This window comes from Rhizobium sp. NLR10b (assembly GCF_019685435.1).
Lineage (GTDB): Bacteria > Pseudomonadota > Alphaproteobacteria > Rhizobiales > Rhizobiaceae > Rhizobium.
In genome coordinates, this window is record NZ_JABDWV010000002.1 from 276,821 (window position 1) to 299,242 (window position 22,422).

25 protein-coding genes and 1 pseudogene are annotated in these 22,422 nt (G+C 59.5%); 6 read left to right on the forward strand and 20 right to left on the reverse strand.

Annotated features, from left to right (window positions below; genetic code table 11):
- Nucleotides 1–864 (forward strand): DMT family transporter, encoded by an 864-nt coding sequence (locus HJB91_RS03775; protein ID WP_221153556.1) that lies wholly within the window; start codon nucleotides 1–3, stop codon nucleotides 862–864.
- Nucleotides 865–893: 29 nt separating this feature from the next.
- Here HJB91_RS03775 and HJB91_RS03780 read toward each other — a convergent pair whose 3' ends face one another.
- Nucleotides 894–1,046, reverse strand: a complete 153-nt coding sequence (locus HJB91_RS03780; RefSeq protein ID WP_221102478.1) for a hypothetical protein — start codon at nucleotides 1,044–1,046, stop codon at nucleotides 894–896.
- On the opposite strand from HJB91_RS03780, the gene HJB91_RS03785 reads away from it, so the two are divergent.
- Nucleotides 1,039–1,485: a DUF4168 domain-containing protein gene (locus HJB91_RS03785; protein ID WP_210631599.1), complete on the forward strand. Its 447-nt coding sequence runs from the start codon at nucleotides 1,039–1,041 to the stop codon at nucleotides 1,483–1,485. The two genes, HJB91_RS03780 and HJB91_RS03785, sit on opposite strands and share 8 nt — an antisense overlap.
- Before the next feature lie 72 nt (nucleotides 1,486–1,557).
- Here HJB91_RS03785 and HJB91_RS03790 read toward each other — a convergent pair whose 3' ends face one another.
- The 3 genes from HJB91_RS03790 to HJB91_RS03800 all read right to left on the reverse strand — a co-directional run bounded on the left by HJB91_RS03790 (nucleotide 1,558) and on the right by HJB91_RS03800 (nucleotide 3,329).
- Nucleotides 1,558–1,944, reverse strand: a complete 387-nt coding sequence (locus HJB91_RS03790) for a cupin domain-containing protein (protein ID WP_210630846.1) — start codon at nucleotides 1,942–1,944, stop codon at nucleotides 1,558–1,560.
- Nucleotides 1,945–2,098: 154 nt separating this feature from the next.
- On the reverse strand, nucleotides 2,099–2,365 hold the full coding sequence (locus HJB91_RS03795) for a DUF2277 domain-containing protein (RefSeq protein WP_221122703.1): 267 nt from the start codon (nucleotides 2,363–2,365) through the stop codon (nucleotides 2,099–2,101).
- 361 nt (nucleotides 2,366–2,726) lie between these two features.
- Entirely contained in the window at nucleotides 2,727–3,329 is a 603-nt protein-coding gene (locus HJB91_RS03800) for a hypothetical protein (RefSeq protein ID WP_221153469.1), read from the reverse strand.
- A gap of 49 nt (nucleotides 3,330–3,378) precedes the next feature.
- Here HJB91_RS03800 and HJB91_RS30535 point away from each other — a divergent pair.
- Nucleotides 3,379–3,489, forward strand: a pseudogene (locus tag HJB91_RS30535) (dihydrofolate reductase); the annotation flags it as partial.
- Here the strand turns inward: HJB91_RS30535 and HJB91_RS03805 are convergent.
- Both HJB91_RS03805 and HJB91_RS03810 read right to left on the reverse strand, forming a co-directional pair.
- Nucleotides 3,489–3,938: a DUF6130 family protein gene (locus tag HJB91_RS03805; RefSeq protein WP_221145402.1), complete on the reverse strand. Its 450-nt coding sequence runs from the start codon at nucleotides 3,936–3,938 to the stop codon at nucleotides 3,489–3,491. The pseudogene HJB91_RS30535 and the gene HJB91_RS03805 overlap by 1 nt on opposite strands.
- Nucleotides 3,939–4,013: 75 nt before the next feature.
- Nucleotides 4,014–4,424 carry an organic hydroperoxide resistance protein gene (locus tag HJB91_RS03810; RefSeq protein ID WP_221145400.1) on the reverse strand — a complete coding sequence of 137 codons (411 nt, stop codon included), beginning with the start codon at nucleotides 4,422–4,424 and terminating at the stop codon, nucleotides 4,014–4,016.
- A gap of 406 nt (nucleotides 4,425–4,830) precedes the next feature.
- Here HJB91_RS03810 and HJB91_RS03815 point away from each other — a divergent pair, with 406 nt between their 5' ends.
- Nucleotides 4,831–5,052: a DUF2798 domain-containing protein gene (locus HJB91_RS03815; protein ID WP_210630850.1), complete on the forward strand. Its 222-nt coding sequence runs from the start codon at nucleotides 4,831–4,833 to the stop codon at nucleotides 5,050–5,052.
- A gap of 95 nt (nucleotides 5,053–5,147) precedes the next feature.
- Here HJB91_RS03815 and HJB91_RS03820 read toward each other — a convergent pair whose 3' ends face one another.
- Nucleotides 5,148–6,062, reverse strand: coding sequence for a LysR family transcriptional regulator (locus HJB91_RS03820; protein WP_221145398.1), 915 nt, complete (start codon nucleotides 6,060–6,062; stop codon nucleotides 5,148–5,150).
- Nucleotides 6,063–6,380: 318 nt separating this feature from the next.
- Here HJB91_RS03820 and HJB91_RS03825 point away from each other — a divergent pair, with 318 nt between their 5' ends.
- Nucleotides 6,381–7,349, forward strand: a complete 969-nt coding sequence (locus tag HJB91_RS03825) for a DMT family transporter (RefSeq protein WP_221145395.1) — start codon at nucleotides 6,381–6,383, stop codon at nucleotides 7,347–7,349.
- 330 nt (nucleotides 7,350–7,679) lie between these two features.
- On the opposite strand, the gene HJB91_RS03830 is transcribed toward HJB91_RS03825, so the two are convergent.
- The 13 genes from HJB91_RS03830 to HJB91_RS03890 form a co-directional block, all read right to left on the reverse strand.
- Nucleotides 7,680–8,324 carry a hypothetical protein gene (locus HJB91_RS03830; protein ID WP_210630853.1) on the reverse strand — a complete coding sequence of 215 codons (645 nt, stop codon included), beginning with the start codon at nucleotides 8,322–8,324 and terminating at the stop codon, nucleotides 7,680–7,682.
- 174 nt (nucleotides 8,325–8,498) lie between these two features.
- The gene (locus tag HJB91_RS03835) at nucleotides 8,499–9,437 is read right to left on the reverse strand and encodes a sialate O-acetylesterase (RefSeq protein WP_210630854.1); all 939 of its coding nucleotides are present in this window, start codon (nucleotides 9,435–9,437) and stop codon (nucleotides 8,499–8,501) included.
- A gap of 423 nt (nucleotides 9,438–9,860) precedes the next feature.
- Nucleotides 9,861–10,199: a slr1659 superfamily regulator gene (locus tag HJB91_RS03840; RefSeq protein WP_210630855.1), complete on the reverse strand. Its 339-nt coding sequence runs from the start codon at nucleotides 10,197–10,199 to the stop codon at nucleotides 9,861–9,863.
- Nucleotides 10,200–10,206: 7 nt separating this feature from the next.
- Nucleotides 10,207–10,767, reverse strand: coding sequence for a slr1658 superfamily regulator (locus HJB91_RS03845; RefSeq protein WP_210630856.1), 561 nt, complete (start codon nucleotides 10,765–10,767; stop codon nucleotides 10,207–10,209).
- A 3-nt stretch (nucleotides 10,768–10,770) separates the two neighbouring features.
- Complete coding sequence (locus HJB91_RS03850; protein WP_221122682.1) at nucleotides 10,771–13,131, reverse strand: SpoIIE family protein phosphatase; 2,361 nt, start codon at nucleotides 13,129–13,131, stop codon at nucleotides 10,771–10,773.
- A complete protein-coding gene (locus tag HJB91_RS03855) occupies nucleotides 13,128–14,300 on the reverse strand; it encodes a class I SAM-dependent methyltransferase (protein WP_210630858.1) in 1,173 nt (390 codons plus the stop codon). The genes HJB91_RS03850 and HJB91_RS03855 overlap by 4 nt, the downstream gene beginning before the upstream one ends.
- Nucleotides 14,297–14,806 (reverse strand): hypothetical protein, encoded by a 510-nt coding sequence (locus HJB91_RS03860; RefSeq protein WP_210630859.1) that lies wholly within the window; start codon nucleotides 14,804–14,806, stop codon nucleotides 14,297–14,299. Before HJB91_RS03860 ends, HJB91_RS03855 begins: the two co-directional genes overlap by 4 nt.
- 72 nt (nucleotides 14,807–14,878) lie before the next feature.
- Nucleotides 14,879–16,522 carry a bifunctional diguanylate cyclase/phosphodiesterase gene (locus HJB91_RS03865; RefSeq protein WP_210630860.1) on the reverse strand — a complete coding sequence of 548 codons (1,644 nt, stop codon included), beginning with the start codon at nucleotides 16,520–16,522 and terminating at the stop codon, nucleotides 14,879–14,881.
- 239 nt (nucleotides 16,523–16,761) lie between these two features.
- A complete protein-coding gene (locus HJB91_RS03870) occupies nucleotides 16,762–17,592 on the reverse strand; it encodes a sugar phosphate isomerase/epimerase (protein WP_259669828.1) in 831 nt (276 codons plus the stop codon).
- Complete coding sequence (locus HJB91_RS03875; RefSeq protein WP_221122683.1) at nucleotides 17,592–18,797, reverse strand: NAD(P)/FAD-dependent oxidoreductase; 1,206 nt, start codon at nucleotides 18,795–18,797, stop codon at nucleotides 17,592–17,594. The genes HJB91_RS03870 and HJB91_RS03875 overlap by 1 nt, the downstream gene beginning before the upstream one ends.
- A gap of 101 nt (nucleotides 18,798–18,898) precedes the next feature.
- A complete protein-coding gene (locus HJB91_RS03880) occupies nucleotides 18,899–19,210 on the reverse strand; it encodes a MocE family 2Fe-2S type ferredoxin (RefSeq protein ID WP_210630863.1) in 312 nt (103 codons plus the stop codon).
- Nucleotides 19,207–20,241 (reverse strand): sterol desaturase family protein, encoded by a 1,035-nt coding sequence (locus HJB91_RS03885; RefSeq protein WP_210630864.1) that lies wholly within the window; start codon nucleotides 20,239–20,241, stop codon nucleotides 19,207–19,209. Before HJB91_RS03885 ends, HJB91_RS03880 begins: the two co-directional genes overlap by 4 nt.
- Nucleotides 20,242–20,410: 169 nt before the next feature.
- Nucleotides 20,411–21,412, reverse strand: coding sequence for a LacI family DNA-binding transcriptional regulator (locus tag HJB91_RS03890; RefSeq protein WP_210630865.1), 1,002 nt, complete (start codon nucleotides 21,410–21,412; stop codon nucleotides 20,411–20,413).
- Between the two features lie 268 nt (nucleotides 21,413–21,680).
- On the opposite strand from HJB91_RS03890, the gene HJB91_RS03895 reads away from it, so the two are divergent.
- Nucleotides 21,681–22,373 (forward strand): type 1 glutamine amidotransferase domain-containing protein, encoded by a 693-nt coding sequence (locus tag HJB91_RS03895; protein WP_210630866.1) that lies wholly within the window; start codon nucleotides 21,681–21,683, stop codon nucleotides 22,371–22,373.
- Nucleotides 22,374–22,422 lie beyond the last annotated feature (49 nt).

A 22,422-nucleotide genomic window follows, 5' to 3' on the forward strand; every position in this document is an offset into this window, starting at 1 on the left:
ATGGAGCGCATGACGGCAGGATGGGTCAATGGTTTGATTGGTGTGGTGATCTTCAGCGGCTCGCTGCCGGCGACGCGCGTGGCGGTGGCGCAGTTCGATCCGGTCTTCCTGACTGTTGCGCGCGCGGCGATCGCCGGGGTGCTGGCGCTCTGCCTGCTGATCGTCTTTCGTGAGAAGCGGCCGGCCGGGCGCGATATCATCTCGCTTGCCGTGGTCGCGCTTGGCGTCGTGGCGGGCTTTCCACTGCTGACGGCGCTGGCGCTGCAGCATGTGACGTCAGCCCATTCGATCGTCTTCGTCGGTCTGCTGCCGCTGGCAACGGCGACCTTCGGCGTCATCCGCGGCGGCGAACGGCCGAAGCCGGCCTTCTGGCTGTTCTCCATCCTCGGCAGCGCGCTGGTGGCGGGCTTTGCCCTGACGCAAGGTCTGACGGCCTCGCCGGTCGGCGACCTGCTGATGCTCGCGGCAATCGTCGCCTGCGGCCTCGGTTATGCCGAGGGCGGCCGGCTGTCGCGCACGCTCGGCGGCTGGCAGGTGATTTCCTGGGCGCTGGTCCTTTCGCTGCCAATCATGATTGCAGTCGCGTTCGTCTACCGGCCGGAAAGTTTCGCCGACATTGGAACGCCGGCGCTCATCGGCCTTGCCTATGTCTCGCTGTTCTCGATGCTGATCGGTTTCATCTTCTGGTATCGCGGCCTCTCGCAAGGCGGCATCGCCGCCGTCGGCCAACTGCAACTGCTCCAGCCCTTCTTCGGCCTGGCGCTCGCCGCCACGCTGCTGCACGAACCGGTCACCTGGGCGATGCTCGCGGTGACGGTGGCTGTCATTTTCTGCGTAATGGGGGCGCGCAGGTTCGCGCGGTAATAGTTGAGCTGGGGCCACAAAGCTGCCGCTCAATCGTCAGAAAATGGCCCCTTTACCGCCGCACCGAGCCCTTTTCCGGGCTTCATCGTCGTGACCTCGCCAGCCTTTCCAGCGGCTGAGCGATCGACCGAGGCGGTCTTTGCTGCCGTCCAAATCACCGGAAAAGGAATGAAAATGATCACTCGTTACACATCCCTCGCAACGATGACAGCCGCGGTGTTCAGTCTGCTTGCTCTCAGCCCGGCATCCGCGACCGAGCTTGCCCAGGCGCAACAGCAGCCGCCGGCACAGGGGCAGGCGCCGATGCAAGGACAGGGTGGTACCGGTGCGGCTGCCCCTGTCAGTGATCAGAAACTCGAGGCCTTTGCCGTTGCCTACGTGCAGGTCGACAAGGTCAGGCAGGAATATTCGGCCAAGATCGACGCGACCAAGGACCAAGCTGCGAAGCAAAAGCTGCAGGAAGAAGCCAAGAAGCAGATGGTCGACACCGTCCAGGCCTCCAACGACATCTCCGTCGAGGAATATTCGTCGATCCTGACGGCAGCGCAGAGCGACCCGGCGCTCGCTAAGAAGGTTCTGGACAAGATCGGCACCCCGCCGCCGGCGCAGCCGCAGCAATAGGCTTAAACTGGAGCCAAGGCGCGGGTCCACGCGGCGAGTGCTTCCCGCGCCCGCCCCAATCCTGACGCGGCCTCAGTTGGCGGGCACGACCAGCGCTTCGCCCTTACGGACGATGTAGGTCGCCAGCTCCGAAGCCTTGCCGCTGCCGACGTTTCTGGCCGAATGCACGACGCCGGAGGGAATGAACAGCGATTGGCCGGCCTTCAGCGTTACCGGCTCCTGCCCGTCGAGCCGATATTCCAGCGTGCCCTCGATAACGAAGGCGATTTCTTCGCCCGGATGCGCATGCTTCGGCGCGAGAACGCCGGGGGCGAAATCGACGCGCACCTGAACGGCCTCGTGGCCGGGTACATCGATATCGCTTCTGACGAGGTCGGTGCGCTGCAGCGGCTGTTCCGCATGCGCTATCGCCGCGCCGCCAAGGAGAAGGGCGAGCGGTATCGCCTGGATCATTTTCATCGTGTCATCCTTCCTGAATTGACCATTGCAGCGAATCGGCCGCATCGCCATTTCAGTCGATGATTGAACCGGGCATGTGTCGGGAAACCGGCATTTTTGTAAGCGAATGTATCCGCAGCCCGGCTGAGGCTTCCCGTAAGAACGGGACCCTTTTTTACGCGAACCGCATCGCGGATTTCGCACGCGCCTTCGCCGCTACTTCCTCGCGATCGCGAGGCGGCTGAGACGTCTCCAACGAATCGAGCAATTCACGGGCGCAAGCTGCGATCGAACTGACCGCGCGTTCGAACGCGGCCTCATTGCGCTTCGACGGCTTGGTCGCTCCGCTGAGCTTGCGCACGAACTGGAGCGCGGCATCATGAATCTCTTTGTCCGTTGCAGGCGGATCGAAGTTGAACAGTGGTTTTATGTTTCGGCACATGGCTTGCTCGCGTGATGTTCTCTTTGCCACTGGGGAAAGTGGCCTCGCACGAAAGGTAGTCGCGTGAGCGCGAATTGCAACGAGGCGTGGGAGATGGCGCGCCGATCTGAACGAGTTCAGGGATCCACGACCGGACGCCGCTTGAGTGCCGCCACTTGTGATGGAGTGGGAGGAGGCTCCGGGCCTCCGCATCGAAACTCTCCGTCGATGACGAGATGTTCGGAGTGAGGACAATTCGACCAAACTGCCGGATAGGGAAAGGGCACAGCCGCCAGTCGCCATCGACTCGCGACGACGGAGTGATAGGCAGGGAGAGTGCGCCCAGCGGGCTTTCTGGGAAGATAGAGGGGACACGATATCTCTAGTTGCCCCAGCCGATTTGCAACCGATCAAATCGAACCTCGCTCAACGGTTGGTTGGAGGGGCTCAGCCTCACCGAACGAAGAACGAGATGAAGCTCGGGGGAATAGTATTGTTCGAAAATGATCGGAGGCAATTCCGTCAGTTTCAGACGGCTGTTAATGGCCCAAACTTTGTAGGAACAAGATGCAATTGTTTCCTCTCCCAAGCCGTCGAACCGTATAAAAGTCGTGCCCGAATCAGTTTTTTTGCCATTGATGAAAAGCGTGGTGCCGGATTGCCAGGCCTTCTTCTGTGGTAGATCGTCCAACGCAATCGCGTTCGCGTATTTCAGCTCATGCGTGCCGCTGGCACTCACTCTCTTTTCGACGAGCAAGGGGTGCACATATACGGCCGACACCGGCTGCAGTGAGCCGTCGCGCTCCATCAGCCGCTGTTCGGTGAGACCCGGGCCGTCGGGCTTGTAGAATACGGAATAGAAAGGCGCTTCTCTGGTCAGCAGCACGCCCTGTTTGGTCTCACTGGCGGTTAAGCAATCGCCAAAGGCTGGCACCGCCAATGTTATTCCAACCAGTAACGACAAACTTCTTAGCAAGATCGACATCCCAGATTCCGCTCATCCAAGTCCGCTACCACCGTGCTTGGGTGAAATTGGGGAGATCGACGTCGCTGGCCCGGAGTTCGTCCACATCCTGACCGAACTTGGTCTGATCGACGAGTATCGGATCTACTTGCACCCGGCCGTGGTGGGGCAGGGCGAGCCCTAATGTTGCGCGCCGCCGACCGGCGGTACGGTAAATTTCACAGGCTTTCCGCCCAGCACTTCGTGCACTGGAGTGGCAAGTTCGATGAGCACCTTGTGTTCGCCCGGCGGCAGGCCGGTCAGGACGATGGCGCCGGTGCCGCCCGCATCGGCCCACCGCCATGGCAGGTCGTCGATGCTGACATGAAGGTGTCCGGCCCGAGGCGAGACATCGGTCGCGCTGGCGCCGAAAATGGGCAGGATGCGGAAGTTCTCGGTTCTATAGGGAATGATGGCCACGCCTCTGGTGGCCAGCGGTTCTGGAAGGGGCTGATCCACGAAGAGCTTGGGTGCGGCTTCGTTCTTGATCGGAAGGAACTGCGTCGCCGCCTGATGCGGCGCCTGCGCGTGGAGGGATGTGCCGGTGAGCAGGAAGGCTGCTGTTGCGAGGGCTCTTGCGACCGTGGTCATGACATAATCCTTTGTAGACGCGCCTGTCGTGACCGACATCGTCGGGACACCGGAGCGACGCTGAGTTGAGGCCGATCAGGCGGCGTTGAGTTCGACGGCGATGTTGCCGCGTGTGGCCTTGGAGTAGGGGCAGAGCTGGTGAGCGCGCTCGACCAGGGACTTGGCGATGTCAGTCTCGATGCCCGGCAGCGTCGCGTTCAGTCGCGCCTGCAGGACATAGCCGCCGTCATCGTTCGAGACGAGGTCGATCTCGGCATTGACGGCAGCATCGGCGGGGATGCGAAGCTGGCGTTCGGCAGCCGCTCTTCCGATCGCACCGAGGAAACAGGCGGACCAGGCGGCGGCGAAGAGCTGTTCGGGATTGGTGCCTGGAGCCGAGGAACCGGGCGGGGAGAGTTTCACATCGAGGCGACCGTCGGAAGTGCGGGATGCGCCGTCGCGTCCGCCGGTGGTGTTGGTGGTGCCGGTGTAGATGACTTTCGACATTTGGATGCTCCTTGTTCGATTTCAGCCGGTGGGACAGCACACTGCTGGTGTCTCAGGCGCCGCCACGGCCCAGCAGGGTTCCGGGCGGCGATGACGGGAATATGAGCTCGGCAAGACTTGCCCGGTAGCGAGCAGGCGTGAGAGCAAGCCTCTCGTTTTCGCTCAGTCCTGCACCAGGTTGCCAAGCCGCAGCGCTGTGGAGGATGTCGAAAGCAGCGCGTTGCGGGAGGCATATCGCTTCCAACCGCCGAGGGTTCGCCGTCGTTCGGAACTTGCCGAACTCAAGAGGCTGCCTCTCAGGTTTCCCCGCTACCGCCGGTGCCGGCATTGCGCGATCTTCGAAGTGCTAACCGGGATTGAGACCTGCCGAGGCGGTCTTGATCTCTCATCCAGCCAGGAGACGGACATGAACACGCTTTTCAAACGCAAGGTCGCCTTCGCCCTGTCGATGGGCATCGTAACGACAGGGATCATCTCTTTCACACTGCTCGCGCTCAATCTGGGTTTTTCCGAGGAATTCGTGCTGACGTGGCTGCGCTCGTGGAGCATCGCCTATCTCATCGTCATTCCGGCCATCCTGCTGATTGGCCCACACCTTCAGGCGCAGGTGGACCGCATCGTTCGCTGACGAATTGAGTCTCAGCGACCGCCATGACAATGACCATGCTTGGCGATTATCGGCACCTCCAGGATCGGGCGCGGACGGTCGGGGAAGTGCGCACTTCATTCCGGTGACGGCGCATCGCCATATCTGCTGCAGGCCGCGCGAAGCCGCGGCAGAATCCAGTCGATGAAGGCGCGCAGCTTGAGGGCAAGCAGGCCCTGTCGGGAATAAACGATGTGGATCGGCTTGGGCCCGCCGTCATAGTCCTTCAAGATCTGCACGAGCATTCCCGAAGACAGCTCCTCGGGAACTTGATAGTCGAAGAGGCGGGCGATCCCGGCTCCATTGCACGCGGCGGCGACGCAGTTGGCCGCGGTGTTCACCTCGATCCGGCTCCGTGGCGTCGCCTCGACCGGCTTCCCCTCGATCTCGAAATTCCAGAAGAAGGACCTGTCGTTGAACATGATGCCGTCGTGATCGGTGAGCTCGGTCGGATGCTGGGGCGTGCCATGCCGCTCCAGGTAGGCCGGGCTTGCGCAGGTCAACAGGCGGAACTCGCCGGCCTTGACCGCATAGAGCGAACTGTCGGCCAACTCGCCAAGTCGGATCGCGACGTCGACCTGTTCGTTGACCAGATGAACAGAGCGGTCGAGGGACAGAAGGTTCAAGGTCACTTCGGGATGCTTGTTCATGAAATCGAGCGCGATCGGCAGAACGTAGCGGTGGCCAAACTCGATCGGCATCGTGATGGTCAGCAGTCCCCGCGGCGTCTGATATTCGCCTGAGGCCCTGCGTTCGACCTCCTCGAGATCGGCAATGATCCTGCGCGCCGCATCGACATAGTCGCGACCGGCATCGGTGAGCTGCAGGTTGCGGCTTGTCCGGATGATGAGGTTTGCGCCGAGATATCGCTCCAGATCGGCAACCTTGCGGCTGACGCTCGGCAGCGGCGCGTTCAGCTTCCGGCTGCCCGCCGACAAGCTGCCGGCGTCAACCACTGCAAGCAGAACCCGCATTGCATCAAGCCGATCCATAACACCCCGACGAGTGAAAGCCTCGATCTTGAGGATATGGGAAATCGGTTCTGATGAACAGCAATGGCCGCGGGCGCACCCCTCATCATCACCCGGGTAGCCTCTTGTCGTTCAAACGGTCTCGCCGATGCGGAACCGCTTCACGATCCGGTGGATGAGCATTGAGAAGGTGGTTCTCAATTTCACCGGCTGCCGGCCAGGGCTCCCGGCCAGTACATTTCTCCCATCCGATCAAGGGTTTCGCTGACTGCCGATAGACACCGTCGGTGTCACGGAGATCAACGGCTCGGTGACGCAACTTCAGAAGGAGTAATCGTCATGGACAGAATCTTCTATGTTGGCGTGTCGGCCGCTCTCTTTGCGGCTTTTGCCTTTTCGCTCAACTTCATCGTGCCCTTGATCATCGGCGACTATTCCACCTTTGATTTCGCCCTCGTCCGTCATGGTGTCTCGGCGCTGGTCGGACTTTACATCCTGTTTTCCGAGAAGGGTGTCCTGCGCCACCTGACACCTCGCAACTGGCTGAATGCAATCTGGCTCGCTTTCATCGGATATGTCGGCTACTTCCTGACTGTGACGGGCGCGGCCGTCTTTGCCGGTCCGGTCATCGCTCCTGCCTTTCTCGGCCTGGTGCCGATCGTATTGATGGTCGTTGGTAACAAGCGTCAGGGATCATTGCCATGGCGATCTCTCATGATGCCTCTGGCGCTGGTGCTGGCCGGCCTTGCTCTCGTCAACGGCACGGCACTTACGACCGAAGGATTGAATTCGGTGCGATCATTTTGGGTTGGCGTGCCACTGGCGCTGGCCGCCGTGGGACTTTGGGTCTGGTTCGCTCTTGCCAATCAGGCTGCACTGGCGGCCCGGCCGGAAATGCCCTCCGGTGTGTGGGCTGCGTTGATATTGGTGGGAGGTGGCATCCTGATGCTGGCCTTCTACCCCTTCGGCGCCGCGCTGGACCTCTTCCGGCTTCCAACGCTGGGATTCGGTTGGAGTGCCGCCGGCAGCTTGTATGTTTGGGGCGCTTCTTTCGCGCTGCTGGCAACCGTAGGCGGCGTCTGGGCCTGGAACATTGCGTCGCGGAGCCTGCCGGTTGCCTTGGCTGCGCAATTGATCGTCTCGGAAACGGCCTTCGGTGTGATCGGTGGACTTGTCGTACATGCTCGTTGGCCGACCCCGATCGAAAGCGCTGGGATTGTCGTCCTCATCGCGGGCGTTGTTCTATCCGTGCGAATTTTCTATGAATTTCGGTGTACATCAGGAAGGACATTGCTTGCGCAAGAGTGACATGCCGCACGCAAGACAAGTGATGGTCTAGGTCGTCCGGCGCTCGGGCCCGCTATCCGGGTGGGCTGGCGAACAGTAAGATGCTGAACTTGTGTGGCGCAGGATCATATCGGCGGAAGTGCAGGGGTGGGGTCCATCTCTGACTATGCGAACCATGTCTTCGCAGATCTGGCGGCAGACGCGGAATGACTGATAAGGAAGGCTTGGGCCGCCGGAAAATTGGCAAAAAAATAGAGCATTTCCGGACGCAAACAGAAACGGAAATGCTCTCGTAGTTCGGTGCGAAGCTTACCAGAGTCGGCTTCGCACCTCTCACATCTCGCCATGTGGCTATTCGTCTGGCGCCGCCGACGCGGCGTTTTCCAGCGAGGTGCGGATTTGATCAATCTTGCCGTCGGCATCGCCAACCCCGAGAATGGTCTTGGCTTGATCCAGGACCGCCGGGCTGACCTGACCGGTTTTCGTTGCGGAAGCCAAAGCGTCCTCCAGCGCCTGATCGCCCAGCAGGGGATCGTCGGCCGCGGGCTCGATACCGTTGTCGATTTCATACTGGGCATAAGCCACGGCGTAGGCCGAGATGGCGGCCATGCGCGGGTCCGATGTGTTCATCAGCGCCCTGTAATTCCGTTTCAAGGAATTCAGGCCCGCAAGCTGTGCTGAAAGGTTCTTCTCTTTCTTGTTGGTGGCTGCGGTATCTGACTTGCCCGATTTGGACTTGCCCGATGCCTCTGACGATTTGCCTCTCACGGCTGACGAGTTGGAGTTGCCATGGTTTGAACCGCTGTCGTGGCCGCCACCGTTTCCGTGGCCGCCGCCATTACCGCCGCCGTTGCCACCACCATTGCCACCACCATTGCCGCCGCCGTTTCCGCCGTCCTTCGCCAGCGCGCTCATGTCGAGCCCCGCAATCGTTACCGGGCTTGCTGCAAGCGTCAGCGAAAGCACGGCCAGGGACGCTAAGGTTGCTTTCCGCATCGTTTTCCTCCGAATGAGACCACCAGATGGCGTGCAACTGCACGTCGAGATCTGACTTGAAGGATAGATTGCTATCGCGCGCTGCACATCGGACTGAGGTCCGGCGAAAGGCCCCGGCTATGGTCCTAAGGAAACATCCAAGCTCGCCAAGGCGCGCAAACGGTTCAGGGAAGATTATCGCGAGCTTTCCAGGTGGCTCTCGCCACGCAAAAGGTTCAGCCAGGCCTGCGACACTTTCTCCGCGCCTGAGCCCCCGATATGGCAATCGTCGTAGCGGTCGTCTCCATCGAGCAAGGCGTCAGAATTCGCGCCCTCTCGGATACCGTGGCCGCTTTTTGACAAGGCCAGTTGCGCCCGTACAATAGGATTGTCTGGAATATGTTCCTTGAAGCCGCCGTTGCTCGGTTCGAGGCATTTCGATGCGATCGAAATGTAAACGGGGGCTTCGACGCCGTGCTGACGCAATGTGTCAACCATCGACATGAAATGTTTCTGATAGGCCTCCGAAGTGGTGCCCAGAACGAGGTCCGCCTCTCCTTGCACCCAGAGGACGCTCGTTATTCTATAACCGGAATCCTGAAGCTGTTTCATTGTATCGATCAGCACAGGATTGAGGTCACCGCCTGTCGCCCATCGAGCGACCTCCGATCCGGAATATGCGAGTGGTGCGAGAATGACGCTGTCATTTTGTCCCGACCCGATCAATTTGTTCCCAAGAAGCGTCCAGTACTCCCCCTTGGTATTGGTCGATCCAAGAAGTGGCGACGCAGCGATGAAGCACCGTTTGTCAAAGGCGTTTACAACGCGAGCGCCATAATCCGACCGGTGCCGTTGTCCACCGTAGTTGGCCGCGTTCGATTGGCCAAGAATGAGTAGGACGGCAGTCCGATCAGTTTGAGTCGGGCAGGTCACAGCGGTTTTTGATTCATCTGCGATGAGTCGTTCCTTGTCGTCGAAAGTATAACGGCTTGAAGCCGCCGCCTTCTCTCCGGCAATCGTTTTCTTCAGCGCGGAAAGTTGTGGCCAGGGAAAGATCTCATGTCTCGCGCTCATGCCGCCGAGAACATAGATGGCGATCACGGCAACCAGGCCGATGGCCATTGTTTTGCGCATGTCGTTACCCTTTAAAGATCATCCGACGACATGGAGCCTACGGACCGACCAAGGCTGCTCCAGCCATGACGGTTCCTTTACACCAGCCGCATCTGCTTGCTCGGGCATGCTCTTCAAAAAGAGTTCGTCGCGAAGATCGAGCCCCAATCGATGACTATTTCGATGGAGTTGCCGAAAACCTGCCCTAGACTATAGTTCGGACCAGTGATTGCAATCATCCGGATGGGTGAAAGATCGTGCTATGCGGCATGAATTCCATGGAGCAAGTTCCCTTTGCTCGGCCATGGAAGGGTGGTCACAGATTGGCGCGGTGAGGTCAAACGTGGAGCGGAGCACCGGTCGTCATCCGAGATGCGGCATGCGGGCCTGCCGAGTTTGGCGAGACGCCAACCCCAATCTCCGTCGTCCTCGGCTCAAGGTCGATCACGCCAGGCGCAAGTCGAGCAGCGGGTGCAGCTTCTTCAGATTCGGGAGGGATTTTGCCTGCCACGGATGTTGATTGGTGCCTTTGACGATAAGCAGGAGGTCGCCCATCTTTCTGGCTTCGATGGTGAGCTTCGCCAGGAGGTTGATGCCCGAGGAATTCAGAAATTCGAGGCCCGTCAGGTTGAACGTCACCTGTTTGTGCCCTTCATGGAGAAGGCCTGTTATCATTGAATAGATCGGCGCATAGGCGTCCGGGCCTGCCAGGCGGAAGACGCCGTCGAAATACACCTCGTTTTTTTCCGCCCATACGCGGAAGTTTTCGTCGCTGATTTCCATTCTTCGCTCACAGATTGGAGGAGGGCGGCATCGCCACAGCTGCAGTCGTCGTCAGTATGATATGCTCGTCCTTATTCTCTTCGAATGTCCATGCCATTCTCGCATCGTAATCGCTCAAAAGGGTGAGCAGGCCCAAACCGGAACCGCTTTCCGGCGATATGGCGTTGGTTTCGATTTGCTCAAGAAGGAGTACGCCGGGTTCCTTCGATTGAAGGCGATGCAGGAGCTGCTGGAAGCGCGACGACGTCGCGCTGTCGATGGCATTCTTCACCCTGAGCAGAAAGCTTCCTTCGATTATGCCGGCTTCGATGAGGATCTCGCCAGGCTGTCGGAATTTGACTGCATTTTCGATCAGCTCGTTGCTGAGGTATCCAATATCATGATGCGCCTGCAGATAATCTTTCCTCGACCGGGAATAGGGCAGCGCCATGATCTTCGCTAGGAAGTCCGAAGTCATTCCCGAATGCTTCCATCTAAGCTGAAGCGGCCCATCGCTCAATGTCAGGCGAGCGCCAGAACCCAGGCTGATGTCCGCCAGAGATTCGATGCCATATATTTTGGGCGCCATGTCTCACCTATGCCGTACCGCGAGAAGCGTGATGTCGTCGTAGATTTTCTGCGATCCGATGAAGAGCATCAGCGTTGCAACAATTTCAGAAACGACTTTCTCAGCACTCTGACCTTTCAAGCGAAGTGCTTCCCTGCAGAGACGTTCGATGCCGAACAGCTCTCCCGCATCGTTTGCGGCTTCTGTCACGCCGTCGGTGTGCAGGAGTATGAGGTCGCCCTTCTCGAATGCTATTTCACGTGTTTTGATAAAGGTGGAAATATCGGCTTCCAATCCGATCGGTATACCGAGATCCATGGTGTCGATGCGTTGGATCTCACCGTTCGCCCGCACGATGACGACTTCCTCGTGCTGTCCCGACAAGATCATCTCCTTGCCGTCATAATCGAGAAAGGCCAGGGTGAGATGTTTGTCTATTCTGGTCCTGACTATGTTTTTGAATAGGGCACTGTTTAGATTCGCCAGAAATTTGACGGCGTCGGAGTTCCCCGCTTCCTGAAGAGCGCGGGCGACGGACTGGACCATCAGCATCAACACGCCGCTTTCGAGCCCGTGGCCGGTGACGTCGCCGATGCCGATCTTCAACCGTTTTCCGTTCTTCAAGACGTCGTAATAATCGCCGCCGACTTCTTCCGCAGGTCTCATATAGGCTGCGATCTCGATGTCCTGAAATTCCTCAAGCTCCTGTTGCAGCGGCAGAACCATCAGCTGGATTCTCTCGGCGACGGCGAGCTCCGTTCCCAGACGACGATTTTCCCGCTCGAGCTGCGCATTCAGCGTCGAAATCTCTTCCTTCTGATCTTCGATCTGGGCGGTTCGTTCTTCGACGAGTTGCTCGAGATTTTCGGTGTGATAGCTGATCTGCTCGGCCATCCGATTGAAGGCCTCACCGGCCGCGCCGACCTCGTCCTTGCTTGTTATTGCCACTCTGACTGAATAGTCCTGCGCCTGAATCCGCTTGGCGGCGCCGGCAAGTGCGCTGATCCCGCTCGTTATGCGTTTCGAAGCCGCAAACACCGCGATCGTCACGATGAGCAACGACATCAAGATCGCCAGGATCTGGTAGATCACGATGCGGTTGGTGGCCTCGGAAATCTTGGCCTGGGCGGCATAGAGGGAGGCGTCGATTTCCCGTTCCGGAACAACTACCCCAAGCAGCATTGCCTCCTGCCGAACCGGGCCGCTGGACCACAGGTTGGTCGCGGGCAGTTTCTTGACGATGACAATATAGGGAACCTGGTTGCCGTCCCGCTGCAGCAGCAGATGTTGAATGCCCTGTTCCCGGTCGAGAGCCAGTTTCGCTATCGCAGGCTGGGAGCTTCCTTTCAAGGAACGTTCCAGCCCGGTCACGCCGGTTCCGCTCGCATCGCTCGCGGAACGCAGACCGAGCGTCTCTTCGCCGGTGCTGTTGATCGCGACCACGTTTCCGTCGGACATTGCCAGAAATCCGAAGCCGGACTGGGCCACCTTCACGTTTTCAACCGTCTGGGCGAGCTGGTCGAGCGTGATATCGGCGCCGGCCGTCCCGGCGACATCCTTCCGATCGGCGGTCCAAAGCGGATGAAAGAAACTGACGATCAGCTTCCCGGTAATGGCATCGGTATAGGGAGCCGTTTGCGTGATGTCGTCCGCGACCGGTCGCGTCTTCATGTCCCTGGCCCAGCCTTGCCAGGACTCGTAAAGCCCGGGAAAAAAGAAGTTCCAGAAATCAGCCTCGTTGTGCCCGGGATAAAGGCGGTCGAAGGTCTGAGCCTGGTCGGTGTAGGGCGCTGTCCTGAAGATCGGTCGTTCCCTCGGTCCGATGTAATACATCTGCAGCTTTGACGCGCCGTGCTGCAGCAGGCTCGGCGCAACGAGATCGAGAACCGCGCTTGTCTCTATATCGCGCCTGATTTCGGATTTCGGCTGATGGTCCTGTCCGAGCAGGTAACCCCAGACGCTGACGACCGAAGCGGAGCCGGGCGCGTTCTGCGACCATTTCCCCTTCTCGTCGTAAGATAGACTGACGCTGTCCGGCGATGTGCGGGCGATTGCCGCGCCGACATCGGTATTGCGGGCGGGGTTGTCGATCTGCGCCTGCAGCACGCCTGCCAAAGTGTCGACGTCGTTGTGAACCTGGCGCAGGAGCAGGTTCACCTGGGCTGCGGTCGAATCGGCATAGGTGCGTATATATTCCTGGCTGGCGGCTTCGAGACCCTGGCCGACTTCGAGTGTCGCGTCACGCGACAGCCTCTGAACATTCCAAAGCGCCAGGCCACCGCTGACCAGCAAGTCGAAGAGAACGGCTCCACCGACGACCAGGATGAATTTCGCCCGAAACGAGGCCAGTCCTACCGTTCTTTTCGATAATCCTCCATCCATCACAGCGGCTTTCGACCAGAGGCTGCCCAGATCGGCCAGCCGGCATAACCTTTGGGGTGAAGAGCGGCAAAGACGTGATCCTTGAATCCTTGCCGGAATCTGCGAATGAAATCCGGCGAGTCGCCGCGGCGGACGGCCATCTCACCGGCATAGACATTTTCCCAGGCCTCGATGATGTCTGCGAAGTCCTGGGGATCGCCGTCAAGGTTCGTGACCATGAAGCAGTCGACCTGGATGTTATCGAATCCGGCGTTGAGCAGGAGGTGGCGGCTTTTCGGCCCCATCTCGACATCCATGTCGAAGTGCCTGAACAATTTCGCCACTTCCTCGTAGGTCCATCTGATCGAGTCGGCATGCGGCTCACCCAGACAATGCGAGTTCTTTTCGTTGGTGATGTAGACACGGCCGCCGGGCTTGCAGATGCGATAAAGCTCACGCAAGAGCATTTCGGGGCGGTCGAAAATCTGCAGCGAGTGCCGGCAGGTTACGAAATCGAATTGATTGTCTCGAAGCAGCATCTGAGACGCATCGCCATAGGTGTACTCGATGCCTTCCAGGCCGAACTCGGCAGCGACCTTGCGGGCATAATCGAGACTGCGCACCGAGTGGTCTAGTGCGACAAGGCGCGTCGGCTTGAATTCCCGTTGAACCAGAGCTGCGAAATCACCAATGCCGCAGCAGATATCGGCCATGGCGAGACTGCTGCGCAGACCGTGGCGCGGCAAGAGTTCGCGTTCGTGCCTCCATGTCATCTTCGTCTGCGTGCGCAGAATGGGAATGAAGCTCTCGTCCTCGACGAAGCTTTGCCCCGGATAGAATGCCGAATCATAGACCTCGACCGACAGGTTTGGCTGCGATGCTGCCAGCATCTCGAAGAGCGAGGCAGACCATGCCATCACGCTCGACGTAATAATCTTGATCTCCCGTTCCGGCCGAGCTCGGCAGCCTGCTGCCAGGACATCGGCCAGAGCGGCGAAGGCTGTCATGTTGATGTGGGTGAGGCGTTTGACGTTGAGATAAACGATGCCGCTATATCTTTCCAAACTCTGCCGCACCAGCTCGAGAGCTTCGCCAATCTCGGCGGCGCTTTCCGGCCGCATTTTGCCAGACAGCACGAGCTCCTGATTTGTCGGATCAGACCGTACTGTGAAGGGCAGGGGAAGAAGGTTCATTGGAAGTCCTCGGCCGAGGGGAAATCCGCAACGATTTCGATCCCATCGACATCATCTTTCTCGATGCGGATCGCGGCGCCGAATATTGTTGTCAAACTGTTGAGCAAAGCCGTTCTATCAGACCTTGCGACCAAGTGACCGGACCCGCTGTCGAGGGGCTGTGTTTTCCCTGATGATCTTGGCTTTGTGTGCTTGTGGGCAACTTCTTCCTCGTAAGGAAACGTAATTCTCAGCCGATTGAATGTCGCGCTGCGATAGAGGCTGAAACTTATCCTTCCCCGCTTGTCCGTCGCGCGGAAGGCAAATTCGATGAGCTCGTTCGCCGCGACCGAAAGAAAGTTGGAGTAGCGAGCGGGATCACTGTGGCCCTGGCCGAGAATGTCGGAGATATATTCCGCTATCTCATCGCAAAATTGCCATTGAGATTTGAACATCGCGATATTCATCTCAAGCGATACCATCGGCGAAAATGCCGGATCGTCGAAGCGGGATGCTTCCTCTTCCAATATACCCTCCAATCGTCCGTCTGGAGCGTCAGATCTGCGTGGTCTAAATGCACGGCGAAAATCGGCGCGTGGTCAAGCTTGCTTTTTGGATCCTTCTGCCCGGGTAATGAATTCCTCAATGGCCTCGACCGGAAGTGGCCTGCTCACCAAATAGCCCTGAAGCCTGTCGCAGCCCACGCTGCGCAACCATTCCGCCTGACCGGGCGTCTCAACCCCCTCGGCCGTCACCTGCATGTCGAGGTCATGTGCGAGGTTCACGACACAGCGGACGATTGCCTGGCTTTTCACATCGGTTTCGAGATCGGTAATAAAGTACTTGTCGATTTTGATCGTGTCGAAAGGGAATGTCTTGAGATAGCTCAGGGAAGAATATTCCGTGCCGAAATCATCCAGTGAAATCCGCAGGCCCAACACGTTAAGGGTATTCAGAGTGTCGATGTTGTTGACGGTCCGCTCGAGCAGCACGCTTTCGGTTATTTCGAGCTCCAGACGCTCGGGCTGAAGTCCGACCAAGTCCAGCGTCTGGGAAATCCGGTCGGTGAGACCGCTTGTCAAGAATTCAGCCACCGACAAATTGACGGCGACTATGTAGTTATCAGGCCACTTCTTCGCCTCGCGGCATGCCTGCCCCAAAACCCACGCGCCTATCTCTGGCATCATTCCATCCGCCTCGGCCATCGGAATGAATGCCGCCGGTGGTATTTTTCCAAGCAGAGGGTGGTGCCACCGCAGCAATGCTTCGAAACCGACAATGCAGCCGTGCTCGGCGATGGGCTGGTATTCGACATAGAACTGCTGTTGGTCGAGCGCCGTGCGCAGGCTGCGGCGCAGCAGTTCCCGCTGCTCCAGCAATTCGAGCATTGTTGGGTCATAGGCTTTAGCCCGACCACGCCCTTCTTTCTTGGCGGCGTAGAGTGCGAGGTCGGAAGCCTTCATCAGCTGTTCCGGACTCGTGCCGTCCGGCGGAGCGGTGGATATGCCGATGCTGGTGCCGACAAAGACCGCAATGCCGTCTATCGCGAAGGGCTTTTTGAACGCAGCAACCAGATCTTCGGCCAGGCGATGGGCTTTGGCGGGATGTCCCCCGCCGACGGAAATCACCGTGAATTCGTCGCCGGCCAGTCGATAGGCTCTGTCATCGCTGGAGAGGCAGGCTTGAATACGCTTTGCAGCCGATTGAAGAAGCTTGTCGCCCGCGGCATGCCCGAGCGTGTCGTTGACGGGTTTGAAGTCGTCAAGGTCGAGTTGCATCAATGATAGAGTTTCGCTCGTGCCTGCGATCTCCTGCAACAGCGCGGTCAGGTCCTCGCTGAATTGGCGCCGGTTCGGCAGTCCAGTCAATGGATCGTGGGTGGCGAGATGCAAAAGGGTTGCGCGTTCGTCGTCAACCTGCTCCTCGGATCGGACCACGGCAAACAGATCACCGATCCGATAGATCGTCAGGTCATGTGATCCGCCGAGTGCGTCTGTTATTCGCAAAGGCTGGGCGCTGTCACCCAGTGAACGGAAAGCGAGCATGACTGCCGATTTGTCCAGCTCCGGAAAATGCTCCCAGAAGGAGGCGGCTGGTTTGACGGAAGCGGGCAGCGCATTGCCAAGCAAATTTTCAACGGGATTGAAATCGCGATCAAAGAACAAAAGCCGGTCGACCAGGCCCCCCGAATCGATTGTCTCCGGTTTTTCGAGGGCCAAGCTGGCAGCAGGAATTTTCCGCATGTCGGAGGCTCTCCCTGATTGAATGCCCTACCAGATATTATAGCAACTTAACTACCGCACAACTTGTGCACGTTAAGAAATACATTAGGCAATTCTGATTAACAATCCCCAACCTCCGCCAACGCGTTCACGGGCTGTGGACGCATCTGCAGTGTTCTGACCGGTTGTTTGCCGCCGCCTTGGAAGCGGTGCCTGGGGGCTGACGAAAGAACGACTTGCCGCGCGATTGTTCCGGCGGTTCAGGCAATGGCAGTCCACAGTTCGCGCACCATCTGGCGCAGCGCCAGTGATTCGGCCCATCTGTCCGTCGAGTCGTTGCCGTCTCTGCCGGTGATGGCATAGGGCTTGGGCCCTAATTCGCAGGTAAAGACCAGCTCGGCATCATCGGCTGCACGTGATCGCCAATGGCGAAAGCCGTAGTCCCACCACTGCAGGAAGAGATCAACCCACGGCCGGTGATGCGGGAAGGAAATTTCGATCTGCACCTGTTCGCGTGAAGCGACGCGGCCGTGAAATGCATGGGCATTCTGCAGGATGCGCCTGACATGCGCGTGATTTTCCTCATCGACCGGAAAGGCGAATTCGCGCCCGACCAGGAAATGCGAAAGATCGGCCAGCAACGGCAGATCGGGGCGTCGATCGAGCAGATCGAGCGTGAAGAACAGGTCCGTCGTCATCCTGTCGCGATGGGTTTCGATGAATACCGGGATACCCGCATCTTCGGCGAGCCGCATCCAGCCATCGAGAATCGGCAGGCAATCCTCGATCCGGCGGGGGCGGATATCGGGCTGCAGATTGATGTGGCTGACCGGAAAGGCCGCGGCAAGTTCCAGCGGCAGACGCAAATCCTCGACGCAGCGGGGGAAGCAGACTGCCTCGATCTTCAAGCCGGTGCCTCGGATGGCCTGGTTGAGGCGGATGACATCGCCGCGGTTTGTATAGTGCGCACTGATGCCGTCGAAGCCCGCCTCGCAGATCGCAGCGATATTGTCGTCGAGGCTGGGCTCGAACCCGTCCGTGTGCCGGCGCTCCATGGCCCAGAGCGACTGGAAGATCAGGAGCTTCTGCATCACGCGGCCCGCGCGCTTTTCAGAAGGGTCTTGAGGTTCACGCCCGGGTCGGCCAATGCCGCAGGTTCGGGACTGATACAAGCGGCGATCAGCATTTCGGCAAGTTTGATATGCTTGGCCAGGCCGTTGCCGATGCCGAGACCCGCGGCGGCTACCAATCGCCCGTCATCGAGATAGAATTCGAGCTCTCCCTCCGCTGCCGATCGCCGGACGCTCTGATGCCCGGGCAGCGGCTGCCCCGCCACCTGGAGGCCGAGATCGTACTGGTCGGACCAAAACCAGGGAATGGCGGCAAAAGTCTCGGCGGCGCCGACCATGTTCCGTGCTGCGGTCTCGGCCTGCATTCTGGCATTCCGCCAGCTTTCAAAGCGGATGTGTCCTCCGCCAGCTTGAGCCACCGCCGCGCAATCGCCCGCGGCAAATATGTTCGGCGCGCTGGTGCGAAGGCATGCGTCCGTCAGAATTCCGTTGCCCGTGGCCAGTCCCGATGCTTCCGCCAAGGTCATTTCAGGCTGGACCCCGATGGCGCTGACGACGAGGTCAGCGGACAGGATGGTGCCATCGCTCAAGACGACACTATCGTTACCGATTTCCGCAACGCTCCGATCAAAGTGGAAGCGCACGCCTTCGGCGGCATGCCGGGCATGCAGCTTGTCGGCAAAACGGGCAGGGACGGCGCGGCCCAAAGGTTTCGGCGCGGCCTCGATCACATCGACCGCAACGTCCTTTGCACGAAGGACCGATGCGAGTTCCATCCCGATCAGACCTGCGCCGATGATCGCGACGCGCCGGCCGGGCGCAACCTTGGAGAAGATCGCTTCGGCGTCCGCGTGGGTGCGAAAGTCGAGCGCGCGTTCTGCGCCGGCACAGGCAAGCCGCCTCGGCCGTGCGCCGGTGGTCAGCAGCAGTTTTTCGTAACCCAATAGCTGACCATGGCTCAAGCTTACGGTTGCGGCGACGGGATCCAGCTTGGAGACCGAGCAGCCCTTGAGATAGGTGATGCCGGCCGCCTCAAGCGCTTCTTTCGCGCAGATCAGCTTCATCTGCACCGTGTCGTCGACGATTTTCGACAGAGGTGGCCGTTCATAGGGCAGATGAGGCTCGGCTCCGACCAGCGTGACTGCTCCGCAATAACCCGCCTCGCGCAGGGCGAAGGCCGCCCGGGTTCCGGACTCGCCCGCACCAATGATGACCATACCGTTCATAGCATTCTCCGACAGCAAGAGCAGCCGGCGCTCGTGACGAGGAGACGCCGGCCGGCGAGGTTCAGTTCTTCTTGGCGTATTCCGCCATGTTCTTTGGCCACTTAACCGAGGGCCACGCGCACCTCTCCGTCGACCACCTCCGCCGGATAGGTCTTCAGATTCTCGCAAGCCGGCAGCCTCAGCGCTTCACCCGTGCGGTAGTCGAAGGCGCCGGAATGCTTCGGACATTCCACCTCGAAATCCAAGACCAGTCCGTCGGCGAGGTGAATCGCCTCGTGGGTGCAGAGCCCGGCGGTGCAGTAGACGCTGTCATCCGGGCCACGGTAGATCGCGTAGGTGCGTCCGCCATGGTCGAAACGGATGGCGCCTTCCTGTTCGATGTCGTCAAGTCTGCCAGCTGAAACCCAGGTCATTCGGCGGCTCCTTCGGCTTCCAGGCGAGCCTTGCGGGCTGCGAGCCTTTCCTTGCGCCTGCGGTAGCGTTCCTGCATCTGCACTTCGCCTTCGGGCGAGCCGTCGTGCCAGGTGCCGAACCACTTATCGAGCGGGATCAGGGCATCGCCGTAGTTCACCTCGAAATATTTGTGGTGGAGGTAATGCGCATAGGCGTGGCTATCGATCAGCCTGTCCTTGCCGACCTCGACCTTGTCAAAGCCGACATGGCCGGGAATTGCCCCGAAGCCGGCATAGTGCAGTTGATAGAGCATGATGACCGGGTTGGAGGGCAGGATCAGGTGGTAAAACGCCGTTCCGAAATAGAGCAGATGCTCGACTGGGTGCATCGACAGCGACGACCAGGGGGAGGGGTTGACGGAATTGTGGTGGACCGAATGCACCCACTTATAGAGAAAGGGCGTGTGGATGAGCCGGTGAATGCAGAAGAAGTGGAACTCGTGAATGATCGGAACGACGAGCGCGACGAGCGCCAGCGTCCAGGGGTTTTCGGCAAGGCCGAGCCACGGCGCATAGCCGTTGGCATAGGCCCAGAGCATGCCGACCTCGATGGCGGTCCAGATCACGACGCCCGAAAGGAAAGTGCGCAGAATATTGTCAAGGTTCTGGCTTTGGAACCAGAAAGCATTGTTTTTCTGGTCGGCGGGGAACTTGCCATTGTACTTGAAGCGGTTTTCCTGGCGCTTCAGAACATAAAGATGCAGTTCAAAGGCTCCATAGAACAGGAATACGCAGATCGCATTCACGGCGAATAGCCACGCTATCCAGCCGAAGCTCAGCGTCTGCATCGTGGCGACCGGGGGAATGATCCAGGCCCAATAGGCGAGCGCAGACACCGCAAAAATCAGGTTCCAGGGAAGGAAGTAGTGCGGCAGCCATTTCAGGATTGCCGTCAGTTGCGGGGGGAAGACGAAAAGCGGCGCGGTTTCGACCGGGTGGTTCGGCGCCCAGTCGCCGCGCTTGTTACGCTTGCCGAAGTTCAGATCATCCATTGGCATCTCCTCCGGGCGCCTGATGTCTCCGTGCCCGCACTCTTTTTTGGTAAAGGAGAGCGCCCCGTGCGCCTTGATCCGCTTCGGCTTCTTGCGCGCCGGATCTTCTCCTGACGCGAAAGTAGCAGGGGGCGTTACGAACACCGAAGCCTTCTTTGATCTAATTAGATCAAAGTCCTTCCTTAGTGATGGTGATGAAGCGGATCGGGGTCCGGTCCGGCTCGATATCGGTCAAGCCAATACGGCGCAGGATGTGGTCGAGCGCCCGCCGCGCTTGGGCTTCCGGCGCCTGATCCAGCACGACATCCATGATGCCGTCCTTCAGGGCCGCGCGGGTATAGTCCGTCAATTCATGTCCGACGAAGAACACGTTGCCGCCGCTCGGATGGCGGCGCAGCACTTCGATCAGGGCGGAATTGGCGCCGCCGGCATTGTAGAGGCCGGCAAGGCCGGGATACATCTCCAGAGCCGACCACAAGAGATCGGCGCTGGCGCGCTCTTCATCGCCGCCGAAGCCCAGCCATTCGAAATTGGAGGCGCCGGGATGGTCGCGAAAATAATCCGAAAAGCCGCGAATCCGGTCGCGGTGCACCTGATAGATGGGATGGCAGATCGCAACGACAGGGCCGGTTCGAAGGGCCATTCGGCTGATATAGAGCGCAGCCGTCCGGCCCGCGGCAGTATTGTCGATGCCGACGAACTCGCCGACGCGCTCGGAAGCGCGGGTGACGACGTGGACTACCGGCAGGCCTTGCGAATTTACCTTTTCCACCGCGGCGCTGATCAAGGGGCTGCTCGGCACGGCAAGGATCAAGCCGGCACGTGAAAGGTCGGTGGAGAGGATGCGCCGCGCAATCGCCTCCGGATTCATCTCGTCGGTGAAACTGCGGTGCACAACCACCAACGGATCAAGGGTCGCAGCAATCCTTTCGAAGGCGTGGGAAAGGCGACGATAGAAGCTCGTTTCCGGGCGAACCATCAGCACTTCTATCCTGAGCAGGCCGCGATGGGTGTCGGGAAGCTTGCGCGGATAGTCCAGGTGCCGCGCGGCGGATATGACCTTCTCGACCAGTTCCGGCCGAACGCCCCCGCGTCCGTTCAGGACCCGCTCGACCGTGGCCGTTCCAACGCCCGCGTGGCGGGCAATATCCCGATAATTCGGCTTGATCACTTTCCAGATCCTTCGGATGCCAATGCAGTGCGGCCGATCCTATGGGCGATTTGTCCTTCTTCATACACCCAGGCCCCGAAACGCACAGGCACGCTTTTGCGTGGCACGCTATCCGAGCGCCGGCAGCGCTGGCCGATGGCGGAAGGCTTGTGTCGCGGGTGCAGCCGATCTATGCTTTCTCTCATTCAGCATGAGATTGCAGGCAGTCATCACCGTTAAACCGGACGCGGGGAGCTTTGTCCGCCGGCCGGATCGAAGGAGCTGAGCAATGAAAATTCTCATGGTTCTCACATCACATGATCAGCTGGGAAATACCGGCAAGAAAACGGGCTTCTGGCTTGAGGAGCTCGCGGCCCCTTACTTCGTCTTCCGTGACGCCGGGGCGGAGGTCGTGCTCGCGTCGCCGAAAGGGGGCCAGCCTCCGCTCGATCCGAAGAGCAATGAGCCGGCGTTTCAGACGGACGACACGAGGCGATTTGAAAAGGACCCGACCGCGACGGCTGCGCTTGCCAACACGTTGAGGCTGTCCGACATCGATCAGGCCGATTATGACACTGTGTTCTTCCCCGGGGGCCATGGCCCGCTTTGGGACCTGACGAACGACCGCAATGCGCACACGCTGATCGAGGAGATGCTTGCGGCGGGAAAGCCGCTGGCGCTCGTCTGTCACGCACCGGGAATCCTGACCAATGTAACGGCGCCGGACGGCGGGCCGATCGCGAAGGGGCGCACGGTGACCGGCTTTACCAATTCCGAGGAGGCCGCCGTGCACCTCGTCGAGGTCGTGCCCTATCTGCTCGAAGACGTGCTGAGGGAGCAGGGGGCGAAGTTTTCGGCGACTGAGGACTGGGCCGTGCATGTCGTCCAGGACGGGCTGCTGATCACCGGACAGAACCCGGCCTCGTCGAAGCAGGCCGCACGGCTGCTGCTCAATGCGCTGGGCGAGCAGGCTGCAGCCTGAAACGCGGGAGGCGGGGGCGCGCCCGCCCATCTGCAACATCGGATGAAAG